This is a genomic window from Leptospira langatensis (genome assembly GCF_004770615.1).
Taxonomy (GTDB): Bacteria; Spirochaetota; Leptospiria; order Leptospirales; family Leptospiraceae; genus Leptospira_B; species Leptospira_B langatensis.
Genome location: NZ_RQER01000004.1, coordinates 789,213 through 801,061, shown reverse-complemented (window position 1 = coordinate 801,061; position 11,849 = coordinate 789,213). Strand labels below are relative to the sequence as shown.

Annotated in this window: 9 protein-coding genes; 1 reads left to right on the top strand and 8 read right to left on the bottom strand. The window is 43.5% G+C overall.

What is annotated here, in order from left to right; translation table 11 throughout:
- Nucleotides 1-99: 99 nt before the first annotated feature.
- From EHO57_RS07885 to EHO57_RS07875, 3 genes are all read right to left on the bottom strand, one after another.
- Nucleotides 100-795 (bottom strand): hypothetical protein, encoded by a 696-nt coding sequence (locus tag EHO57_RS07885; protein ID WP_135644496.1) that lies wholly within the window; start codon nt 793-795, stop codon nt 100-102.
- A 77-nt stretch (nt 796-872) separates the two neighbouring features.
- Nucleotides 873-1,235 (bottom strand): PilZ domain-containing protein, encoded by a 363-nt coding sequence (locus tag EHO57_RS07880; RefSeq protein ID WP_135644494.1) that lies wholly within the window; start codon nt 1,233-1,235, stop codon nt 873-875.
- A 130-nt stretch (nt 1,236-1,365) separates the two neighbouring features.
- A complete protein-coding gene (locus EHO57_RS07875) occupies nt 1,366-2,304 on the bottom strand; it encodes an MBL fold metallo-hydrolase (protein ID WP_135644492.1) in 939 nt (312 codons plus the stop codon).
- Nucleotides 2,305-2,355: 51 nt separating this feature from the next.
- Between EHO57_RS07875 and trmB the strand changes: the two genes are divergently transcribed.
- Nucleotides 2,356-3,003 carry a tRNA (guanine(46)-N(7))-methyltransferase TrmB gene (gene trmB, locus EHO57_RS07870; protein ID WP_135644490.1) on the top strand — a complete coding sequence of 216 codons (648 nt, stop codon included), beginning with the start codon at nt 2,356-2,358 and terminating at the stop codon, nt 3,001-3,003.
- Here trmB and EHO57_RS07865 read toward each other — a convergent pair whose 3' ends face one another.
- The 5 genes from EHO57_RS07865 to rsgA form a co-directional block, all read right to left on the bottom strand.
- A complete protein-coding gene (locus EHO57_RS07865; protein ID WP_135644487.1) occupies nt 3,004-6,576 on the bottom strand; it encodes a tetratricopeptide repeat protein in 3,573 nt (1,190 codons plus the stop codon).
- On the bottom strand, nt 6,576-8,195 hold the full coding sequence (locus EHO57_RS07860) for an LIC10124 family lipoprotein (protein ID WP_135644485.1): 1,620 nt from the start codon (nt 8,193-8,195) through the stop codon (nt 6,576-6,578). Before EHO57_RS07860 ends, EHO57_RS07865 begins: the two co-directional genes overlap by 1 nt.
- 227 nt (nt 8,196-8,422) lie before the next feature.
- A complete protein-coding gene (locus EHO57_RS07855; protein WP_135644482.1) occupies nt 8,423-9,352 on the bottom strand; it encodes a FecR family protein in 930 nt (309 codons plus the stop codon).
- A 206-nt stretch (nt 9,353-9,558) separates the two neighbouring features.
- Nucleotides 9,559-10,881 carry a hypothetical protein gene (locus EHO57_RS07850; RefSeq protein WP_135644479.1) on the bottom strand — a complete coding sequence of 441 codons (1,323 nt, stop codon included), beginning with the start codon at nt 10,879-10,881 and terminating at the stop codon, nt 9,559-9,561.
- Nucleotides 10,865-11,833 carry a ribosome small subunit-dependent GTPase A gene (rsgA, locus tag EHO57_RS07845; protein ID WP_135644477.1) on the bottom strand — a complete coding sequence of 323 codons (969 nt, stop codon included), beginning with the start codon at nt 11,831-11,833 and terminating at the stop codon, nt 10,865-10,867. Before rsgA ends, EHO57_RS07850 begins: the two co-directional genes overlap by 17 nt.
- Nucleotides 11,834-11,849: the final 16 nt, after the last annotated feature.

The following is an 11,849-nucleotide window of genomic DNA, read 5'->3' as shown; positions in this document are numbered from 1 at the left end:
CTGAGCTTAGAAAGATCATAGAAACTATGATGAAGAATTTGATTGTCCCATCGATCGACGACGATCCGATGCCGGACGAGGTTCACGAACAGGCTTAAATTAGGCTTGGGCTTCGATCAGGTTGCCGGCAGCGTTAATCGCATCTCCATAATATACTTTTCCGGCAAATTGGATCTGTTTCTCGTTCAATTCTTGGATCGTCTTTAGAGTTTCATCCAAAAGGGCCTTTAACTTCTCTTGGCTTAAAGCCATTTCCAGCTTTCTCTTTCTTTCGACGAGTTCCATATGACGGCGTGCATCGTCCTCTGTCTTTCTTTCCCGGTCCTCATTGGATACTTGGCCCTTGTCTAAACGGTTTAGTTCAAGATCGATCTCTCTCAGTTCTGACATAAGCTCCCACTCCTTATCGGAGATGAGATCGGAACGATTCTCTGCTTCCTTGTTCTTAGCGGACTCAGGCTTTTTATCTGCCGATTGGCTCTGCTCGGCAAGTTCCCAACCTTTAGAAGAGTCCTTTTCCGGTTTCTTAACAGTGGTAGCCTTGGTTTCGCCGGCGACCGCTACTAGTTTTCCATCTCTCATCTCATAATGGATGGATACTTCTAAGGACCTAAGCTCTGCGTTATCGCGGATAGCCTCATTCCTAAACTCAGCAACATGGCCTAATTCATGGGAAATAACGTGTAGGACAGAGGTAGACTGGGGCGAGCTCTCAAGCTGCCCATGTCCGATGTACTGAACCGATGTATCTCTCGGTCTTTCTATCACTGAGGATTGTATTGCTCCCAGGTTCATCCTATTATAAATGTCGGCCTTGGGACCTTTGAGTTTAGAGCTTTGAAAAAAAATTCCAAGCTCGTATAAAAAAATCGTTAACTACAGTATGCTATCTTATTCAAGATCTCAAGTGTATTAGCGTCGCATAGATCATGGAATACTATAGCATATCTATAGCCGTGATCCGAACTTGATCTACGTATGATGTCGCCTTCTATCTCGCAGGAAAACATTGGAGACATAAACGTTATACTGGAGCCGACCTCCCATTCGGTATTCGAATGAATGGAAGCTCCCATCATCGATATATCCAATAGTATTCCTTCGCTCCATTGTCCTTTATCGAATAATCGAACCCGATTGTCTTTTCGGAACCTTATGTAGAATCTCTTATCCGCGAAAAGACCGGGTTCTTCTTTCTGGGAAGAGGGTTCTATCCCGATCTCTAGTCTTTGCATGGCCGAGAAAGAATACAACGTAGTAGAAATTTTAAAAGGAGATTTCTTTTTTTCTAAGAAAACTTTTAAAAAGAAACTAGAAGTCTTATTAAACTACTTCTTGAGTACTAAGATAACTAAAGCGATCGGATTATAGAAGGAAGGTATCCGACTCTCTGGCTAGTACGATCTCATCTAAGTCTGTGGATCCCTTCTCTTGATTGAACATTCGTATGATCTCTTCATCCGGATGATCGGGTTCATGGTGCGTTAGTACCAACTTATGCACACCTAATACTTCTCCACATCTTACCGCCATCTTTCCCGAAGTGTGCCCCCAACCGATCTTACGGTCCGCTTCTTCGGAGCTATATTGAGCATCTATGATCAGCATATCGGGTTTACCGAAGTTCTCCCTTAGATGAGCGAACTCATCGAGATCCTCATCACGGACTTCTACGTCCGTGCAGAATAGAAAGCTTTTGCCGTTCTCTTCTATATGGTATCCTGTACAATTCCCTGGATGCTTCAGAAGGAAGGGAGTCACCTTGAAATCCCCTATCTGGACCGTTTTCTGTCTTTTTAACAGAGTGAATGTTTTCTTGGACATCATCTCGTCCAAGGTGATCGGGAAATTCTCCGGATTTTGTTGCCGATCAAATCTTTCTTTCAAGTTCTCAATGGTAGAATAGAAATCGATTTCGACGGAGGGAATATAACCTGGCTTGAAGAATGGCCAGCCTTGAATATGATCCCAATGAGTATGGGTCACTAGGACCTTGATCTTACCACCCTTTGCGATGCCTTCCTTAAGCAGATCGTTACCGAGTTCTCTCATCCCAGAGCCGCAATCTATGATCAACTTTTCCCCTTTTTGGGATTCTACATAGACGCAGGTGGTATTTCCTCCTACAGGACGTAGCAGGCTCGGATCTAAGCTTTGTAAAAAATGCTGTACTGAGAAGGATCCGTTCTTGGTTTTGAATTCAAGATGAGCGGTCTCCAGGATCTTCTCTAGTTTTTCTCTATATTCGGAACCGGAAAGCGGAGTAGGAAGAGATCCTCTTACTCCGTATAATTTTATTTTCACTGTATTAAATTAGACAACTTGGAGATTTGGTATTTTCAAAGGCAAGAAGCGATGACATCTGATTTTCGAGAAAAACAATGGAAAATCGCGACTAGACTACCCTTTGCTTCGGAATATTTCTTAAAGATCAAGTCGGGAAGTAAATTAAAAAAAAGCGATTTGTTTCCAAAGGAATTCGGGACATATTACTTAGAGCTTGGTTCCGGTTGGGGAGAAGTTGCGGTAGAGCTTGCCAAGGCTCACCCGAACACGGGATTCATCCTGATGGAAAAGAAGGCTGATCGTATTCGCAAGACCTTCCGAGATCTCTCCCGGAATGGTATCGAGAACGTTAGACTTCTTTCTGTGAATTTTAATTGGTTTTTAGAAGAAATCTTCAAAGAGGAGACCTTCGACGAGATCCTTTTGAACTTCCCCGATCCATGGCCCAAGAAAAGACATCATAAACACAGAACTTTAAATCCTAGATTCCTCGATACCGTACATATCCTTCTTCGCAAAGGGGGAAAATTCCATTTTGCAACGGACTACGGCCCGTATGCCCGCAGAGGAATTCGATTCTTCCGAGAGGATCCCAGATGGACGGCAAAAGACCGAGAGTTTTCTTTAAGTAGAGAAGGGTTCCCTATTTCTTATTTTGAGAAAGAGAAGCGGGAGGCCGGCTCCCGCATCTACTATTTGGATCGGATCAAGATCTGATCAGTGATAGAGTAAAGAGTAAACATTGTCGTTATCCTGGGCCAGTTTGTAGGTCCAAACGACTTCTCCTTTTTCTCCGTATCTCACCGCAGTATTATCTTTATATAATACGATAATATCCTTCTTCTTGCCAGGAAGAAGACCCTCTACTGCCTTATCGTCGATCTTCAATTCTGCTACCGAAGAAGAACCAGCATCTACTCTATAGATCTTATCGCTTCCGGTAAACCAAAGAGAATTTCCGCGAACGCTAAATAAGGATGCAGACTTGTCTTTTAGATCCGACTTGCTCACCTTTCCGTTTGCCGAAACGTATAGGATCTCTTTATCGGTCCTGTAAAATACTCCTTCGTCGGTACCACCCAGTAATTTAGGATCTACCTTACCGGCCCAAGCTTGTTCAGCATCCTTAGTAAACTTGGAATCCGTATATAGGATCTTATCTTCTTTCTGACCTGACGTTAGGAGGAATACCTGACCTTTTTTAGAAGAAGACCAAGTCTTGGAATCCAAGGCCAAGGATTTACTTTCGTCAAAAGTATCCGAGTAACTTGTAAGAGTTCGTTTGCCTGCGGATTCCGTTTCTACAAGGATACGATCTCCCGCAACGGAGGCCTTTTTAAACGAGCCTGCGAGATCGATCGTATTGAATATGGCTCCCGAATTTTGATCTCTTACTTCGAGAGTCTTATCGGTAAACGCATACACTCTTCGGTCTGCGATCACATTTCTGAAGGGTTTACCGCTTGTGATCCTCCAAAGACGGATCGCTCTATTCTTATCCAATGCTTCGATGGAAGATCCGTAGTTCATAAGTAGAAGATCGTTTACGATCACAGGAACTCCGACTAGGGATCCTCTGTTCGGGAACGGCTGCACGATCACCGGAGTATCCGAATCGGAAAGGACCAATTTTTCAGCAATGCTAGAATACGGAGAATTCGGATACTTCTCCGCAAGCTCTCTTCCTAATTCCAAAGACAAACGCTTGTATTCGGCGTTGCCTGGATTCTTGAGCCTGAGTTCGGATAAGATACGGATCCTCGCGTGCAAGAACTTCTCGTTTCGCTCTAGATCGATCGCTTTTACGATCTCAGCGTCCGCAGCTTCCAGATCTCCTTTCTTAAAGTAGATATAAGAAAGTTGGAAATATGCATCCGGAAAGTCAGGATTCTTCTTAATGATGTCTTTGAAGATATTTACGGACTGATCTAAAAGATTGTCGTTAAAGAGAACAATCCCAATATTGTACGGAGCAAGTTCATTCTCCGTATCCACCTTCATGGCGCTTTCAAATTCTTCTTTGGCTTCCTTGCTCTTACCTTGGTTATAATATGCGATTCCTTTTCCGATCCGAGACGCAGTGAACTCGGAGTTTAAAAGCCAAGAACGATCGAAAGATTCGATTGCGGAGTCGTAGTTCTTTTTCTGAAGAGCAATGATCCCGAGCTGATAGTGACTATAGTAGGAATCTGGCTTCTTCTCTAGGATCTTTTGAAAGCCCTTCTCCGCATTGTCTACCTCTCCTTTTCTCAAGAGGAATGCATTGATCGCTTCCTGAGCCGCAAGGTTTTTAGATGCATCCGGAGAAGTCTCCAAGAGATGGATCCCTTTTTCTTCCAGCCCCATCGCTAGATAACATTCAGCCATCTTAATGTATAAGGTCAGCTTCTTGGTCTTATCGTATGCGGACTGATACAACGGAAGAGCCTTTTCGTAAGCCTTGGAATCAAAGAGACGATTTGCCTTTTGGATCGTAGGGATCACTTCCGCAAATTTGCGGTTTTGCTCGATGGTTTGTTTAGCCTCTGCGATCTCAGGCAGATCCTTGGTCAACTTTTCTGCCTTGCTCAACCAGGAAGTAGCCGAATCGTAGTTTGCCTTTTCGTTCTCTTCTAGCGCAATTTTATAATACAGATAGGCCAGTCGGAAATGAACGGATTCGTTATCCGGATATTTCTTTAATAATCCTTTGTATACGTTCTCTGCCTTTTCGAATTCTTTCTTATCCTCGTACGTTCTCGCGATCACGATCCCGGAAATCGGGTCGTTGCCTGTAACCGCTTCCAACTCTTTCGTGTATTGATTTACCTTGGATTGGTTTTTCTGTGCAGAATAAAGACGGATCAAACCCTGCAGAGCGGAAAGATTTCCTTTCTGCAAAGTAAGCGCCTTCAAGTAGTTTTGTTCGGATTGCTTAGAATCTCCTGCGATCTGATACAAACGACCATAAGCGGTATACACACCCGGATCTTCGCTGTCCTTTGCTTTTGCCTTATCGAAAGAGACCTTGGCAGACTTGGTATCTCCTTTTCGCAGACGCAAATCCCCTTCGTTGATGAGTTCGGAAACATCCAAAAAGACTTGGACCTTTTTCACTCCCTCGTCTTGTTTTAATTTATCTAATTCGTTTCTAGCAGTCTTGTATCTGTTCTCGGAGGCAAGAAGATACACTAAGTTCAGAATCGGCTCCTTGTAATTCGGATCCAACTCTCTGGCCTTGGTAAAAGAAACCATTGCCTTCGCATTTTCACCCAAGGATTTTTGGTTCAATCCGATCTGATTATAGATAGCTGCATTTTTCGGGAAGAATGGGATCGCCTTTTCTAAAACGGAGATTGCTTTCGGCTGATTTCCGGACTTGCTATACGCGGAGGCTAAACCGGAATAACCTTCCCAATAATCGGCCTTCAGTTTTAGGGAAGTTTCGAATGCCTTGATCGCTCCGTCATTGTCCCCGGAAAGTATTTTGGCATTTCCCAAGAAAACGTAAGGAGAAGGGTTCTTGGCATCCAACTGGGTCGCAGAAGTAAAATGTTGGACTGCTTCTCTGTAATTCTTGGCCTTTAGCGCAGCATTCCCTTTTTCTAATAGAGAGGCGACTCTGGTAGCGGAGGCGGATTGCTTTGCGGAAGCAAGCTCTGGATCCGCATTTCTGGCCTTCTCAAAATAAGTTTCCGCCGCCTCGTAGTCTTTCAACTGTACAGCAGTGTCGCCCAATTGCATATAAAGCTGGGCCTTAAATTTGAACTTATCTTCCGGAATGGATTTCAGAGAAGAATAGGCTTCTTCGTATTTTCCGACTGTCTTGAGCAAAACTGCCTTCTTGAAAGTATACGAGGATCCGTCTACTTTCGGAAGCTTTTCCAATTTGGAGTAAACATCGATGGCATCGCCGTTAGCACCTTGAGACGTATAAATAATCCCGAGTGTTAGCAAAATTTGCTCATTCTCAGGATCTAGCTCGGTTCCTTTCTTCAGAGAAGAAATCGCATCCTCCGGTTTTCCCAAACGGTACTGGGAAGATCCAATCAGATAATATCCTTCGGCAGTAGGATAAGTATTCACGGCGTCTTTCCCTTTGGAAAGAGCTAACTCGAATTTTTCCTTTTGGAAGGCCGAGTTTCCTTCGTTGATCAGTCGGGAAGCCTGTTTGAGTTTTTGGCGAGAGATCAGATCTTTTTCTAAGATCGCGTCTTGCGCATTGGATTTACGAAAATCCTTAGAAGCACAATTGACCCCAAATAGAAGTAAGAATAAGAACGGGATAAGATAGATTAGCTTGCGATTCATCACTTGTATCCTTTATAAAGAATCTTTAAATCTTTTAACGGAGCCTTCTCCCTAAATTCTTCGCCTCGGGTAAGGACAGAAACGGTCCAGAGTCCTCCCGCAGGAAGATCTCCTTCCCAAACCTTGTCGCTACCCAAATAGAGAGAGAGTTTTTTCGATTTCGGATCGGCTCTAAAGGAGAAGGGGCGGCCCACATCCTTATCCACATCCTTGTATTTATATGTTCCTAATGTTCTTCCATCGGAAGGAAATTGGAAGATAGAGACTTTTTCCTTTCCTGCTTCTAGTCCTAAGGAAAGTCCGGGAAAATGGAAAGTTACCGCGACGGAACCTTCCTTGTGATCCACAGGAAGAAGGAAATACCCTTCTAACTCTAATTCTTCGGGAATGAAAGGAAGAGAGTAAGCACCGTTCCAGCCATTCGGAAGATTTTTCTTTTTGGCGAATTCCAATCCTTTCGGTCCGATCGCAGAGAAGCCATTCTCTCCGGAAGGTTTCCAAAATTCGGATTCAGAAAGCAGATCCTTGCCCGTATAAGGAAGAGCGAGCTCCGCGACCTTATCCGGTTTTACATCTAGAACTCCTTCGTAATATACGTACGACCCGTCAGCGCTCTCCTTCAAGAGTTCCAACTGATATGCACCAGGGGTTAGATTACTTCGGAAAAAAGGAGTCTCTCCTTGCTTATAACCGTCAATGGAAACAGACAATCCGTTCGGTACGCTGATCACTTTTGCGGATCCTAAGGTCTTGTCTTCTTCCCATTCGTGAAATAGAAAGTTCTTCTTTCCGGCTCTCACCTGAACGGTTTTAGTAATAGGTTTCTTTCCTTTTAAAACCAATTGGATCTCTTGAATGCCTTCTGAGATCGGAATGTCCAAGAGTGGAGTGGATCCCAAGGACTTTCCTTTCCAAAGGATCTCCGTATCGCTGGAAGAAGCGCGAACATTCAAAAATCCTTTTACGGAAGAATTTACGATTTCCTTGATCCTTGCAACGTCCGGTTTACGATCCCAAACCGGAACAGTAGTTTGCCTGGTTTCCAAAGAAATGATCCGATCGGATGCCTTCCAAAAGATCGCCTGGGTCCAGTTGCCCACTTCTTCGGTAGATACAGGTTTCTTAAAACTGAGTTCGAATTCACCGAACTTAGAATCGTCTACGGAGTCTTTGATCTCAAATTTAAAAGTCCAACCGGAGCTCGACTCAGAGATGGAACCAAATACAACGATGTCCGTATCCTTCTTCTTTAATTCGTCCGATAAAGCCTCTTTACTTTTCCAAGCATCCTTAGAGATCCTTGCATTCGTATATTTGATATCCTTCCATATCAAACTGATCTCTTGCTCGAAATAAGAGGCCAATTTATTGTCCACAGACTTAGGATATTCGATAGGACTAAAGGCGATTACGGGGACCTCATGCCCGGATTTACGAACCCTAAAGTCCGATTCGGACTCGCGGAAGATGAATACGTTGGCTGATTCTCCGATAGGCTTGTAATAAGGTTCTTGGATCAATTTAGAAGGCTCGTCCAGCTTTTGAACGGAAGAGCAAGCGCTTCCTAATATTACAATTAAGGAGAGTAATTTAAGATTACGAAAAGAAGAGGTCCCCATCCCGTAAAAAAATTTCCGTAGGACGGATTTAGCAAATCTTTTCCTAATTCCGTGTTTTTTGATTCGAATGAAAGAAGGTGAATTTTTCAGTCTGCAGTCGGTCGTGACCGATTCTGCTCGGCTCCGTTTGCCCAACTAACGATTATAAAGAGAGAAACCCCGCCGAATAGCGGGGCTCAGATTTCAAAGAAAAGGTAAAAGCGAAGAAAATAAGAAGAAAGCTTCGATTAGAAGGTTTCTTTCGCGTTCAATTTCAGTTTTTCTTTTTGAACGTCTTGTTGAACGTATTTGGTCTCGTTCACTTCTTTTGCAGTCTTAGTGACCTCATCAGCATTTGCCTTAGAGATCTCACGTTTCTGCAATTGAGTACGAGCCTCTTCTACGGTAGAAGCTTGGCTTAGGATGCGAAGCTCTTCACTAGAAGCTTTGAGTTCATCTACAAGATTATTATATTCTAAAACATCATTCTTTTTCAGAACGATCAGTCCCTTGAGTTGTTTTACGGACTCAGGACGAAGAGAAAGGATCATCTTGTCAGTCAACTTCTGGTTCTTTTTCAGAGTGATCTCTCTGTTTCTGTCCAGAATGACTTCTCCATCCTCTCCCACTTTAGATACCGCAACGGAACCTTCCAAGACTGCGAATTTAACATCGCAATGCTCTTCGGCACAGTTCGGTTTTCCACCGGTAGGATTTTCTACAGAGGTCAAGAAGGTAGTTCCACGAACCCCAGCGAGTGCGGTAGGAGTTACTACGCGGAAGTCGGAGTTTTTGTTTTCCTTGCGAACCATGGTTACGATCTTTCCGTAATTCAAGTTCACCTTCACGTTAGCTCCTTCTTCACTAGTGAGAGCAGCTACAGACAACTCAGTGTCTTTGGAAACTTTTACGATACCACTGTTGGCAATCATGATCTCCACGGATCCGTTCTTGCCGGTAATAATGGTGTCTGCCGGAGAAACTGATTGTCCGAATTCGGCTTTTCTCTCTCCTTCCGCAGACTGGATCTTAACGTCGCCAGTGATCCAAACGATCTTGGCATTTGCTTCCGTTGCTTCCGATTTTACATGATCGCTGCTAGTTTTAGGGCTGCAGGCGAGCAGGTAAGCAATTGAAAGAAACGATAGAATTGTTAGGGTTTTCTTTGATTTTAACATTTTATCTCCCTCGCTTTTAAGCTTAAGATTGCTTTATATACAACAAACGAACAAGGACTTTTTTACGAATCCTTTGTATAATGCCGTTTTCTAAAATTACTTGGATTTATGTAAGAAAAAAATTTCCAAAAAATGACCGTTTGGCAGTTTTCAATCGAAACTAATGCACTAACCCTTTGGGATTAGTAGTTTAAATTGAACAGATTCTATTTCTTCTCAACTTTCTTAGTAGGCTCTATCTCTGGAAGGGAATCTAACTCTTCTTCTAATTTGCATTTCGGATAATGATCCGCTGCCAAACTAGATCCTACCCAGCCGAACGCTTCTTGCGAAGAGATCACATGAATATCCCAACCTTGCACGATATTCGGACAATCCCAGACCTTGTTCTTGCAGAGAACCTGACTCGCCTTAGGTTTAGGATACGCCCAAGCTGCCGGAGGATGAAGACATTGCATCTCCACTTCCGCAAGCTTACGCATACGCTTAACATTCTCTTCAAATTGCTTGAAGAGATTCACGAGAGGATTGGCAAGTAATTCGTTAAAATAACCGCGAGTAGTATTGTAAGCGAGAAAGTATACCAGCTCTTCCATCACATATTCTTTATCGTGGGTAAAGGAACTAACGGTATGAATATAACGAGCGATCTTTAAGGAATCTGTGAGAAGTTCTCTTAGGAAATCTTCCGACTTGTCAGGAAGACCGGATTCCTCTTCTTCTTCGGCAGCAGGACCGGAATCGCTTTCTCCATCTTCTATCAATAACTCGGCAAAGAATGTCTCGTCCGGATTTTCTCTATCCCCTTTTTTTGCAGGAATAGCGCTTACTTCGGTATTATCCTGTAGTCCTAAAGGAACGTGATTCGAAGCGGCCGAGCATACGAACTCCGGAAGATCCAACTTCTGCATGAAATTCGCACATTGTTTTGCGATCCTGGTCTTTTCAGTATCGTCAGGGAATGGTCGATTCCATTGGTCTCCCGAGACCCTAGCGATATCCATAAAAACACCGCCAAGGAAAGAATAACGACGGAGCATTTTATATTTTAAAGCATCCGGAATGAGTACGATCCCAAGGGCAAGAAGTCCCAACTCACAAATGTGCTTAAAGAAGTTCGCATTTACTTCGTACACCTTAAACAAAGCGAGAAGATGCTTTTTGTTGGATAGTGCGTTCCGAATAATACCCTTGTAATTGAAGGTATTCTCTTCGTACATGAATTTCAGGAATTTCTTATCCGTTGTTTTAAGTTGAAATACGATCTTTTCGCAGAGCTTATCCTGGATCTGCCCTACTAGTTCCTTGGTTAGCTTGATCTTAAAGTCGGCGTTGTATTGGCCTTTGATCTCTTTCAACCTTGCCAGGGCAGATTCTTTGACTTGGACCTCTTCCTTTACGAGAACGTTGCCGCTATTATCTTCGATAGCATGCAGGAAACGTAACATATTTCCGGCGCCATAATCCCGTACAAAGTTGAGTACTTCTTCGATCGAAGTATATTCTAAGGATTTAGGGCTTACTTTCATTTTTTAAGTGGTCCCTACGTGTAATTCTAAACGGGTTTTCCAAGCTGGCAAGCATAGATTCCAAGCTTTTCTTCCTTTCAACGCTAATATCGGCTTCTTCCTTCAAAGAAAGTAACATTTTGCAACCGGGCCCCGCATCGCAACAATCCGAAATATCGCATAACTCTTTATGCTTCCTTAACTCAGGAAAGCTATCCAAAATTTCCCCTTTGGAAAGATGGAGGATACCCCATTCTTTAATGCCGGGAGAGTCGATTAATATGATATTATCATCAAGCACCAAAAAATTGGAATTCGTAGTCGTATGCTTACCTTTCTTTGTAGAAAGACTGATTTGGGAGGTCTTTTGCAACTCTCTATCCGATAAGACGTTCACTAAACTTGATTTTCCTACGCCGGAATTTCCCACTAAGTAGGTTGTTTTAGACGAAAACTTGGAATGCAATTCGTCTAGACCTAGGCCGGTCTGGCAGGAAACCGCTAACACTTCGTAGCCTAAATTTTGATATACTGAGGCTCGATAAACGGCCGTTTCTCGGTCGACTAGATCCGATTTTGTAAACACGATCAAGGGAGTAACTCCGGCGAGATGGACAGCAGCAAGGCACCTGTCCAGGAAGCCATCTTTGGTTTCCGGATTTTTCAAAGAGGCAAGAACTGCAACCTGATCCACATTTGCGCACAAAACCTGCGCATCACCTTCCTTGCTTTTACGAAGAAGTTCATTCCTACGGGACAACCTTTCTTCGATCGCCCATTCCCCACCCGATTCCATGGCCTGCACCCGATCCCCTACAACAAAGGGATGTCTTTCTTTTACGGCGAAATTTCGGAGCCTTCCTCTTAGAACTGCCCGGACCCTTCCCCTTTCGGGAGAATACAAATCATAGAAGGCTCCGAAGACCCTTGCGATGGTAAAAAACTCCTTTACTGGAATCGTGGAAGTTGACATTCTTAAGCCTAATTTT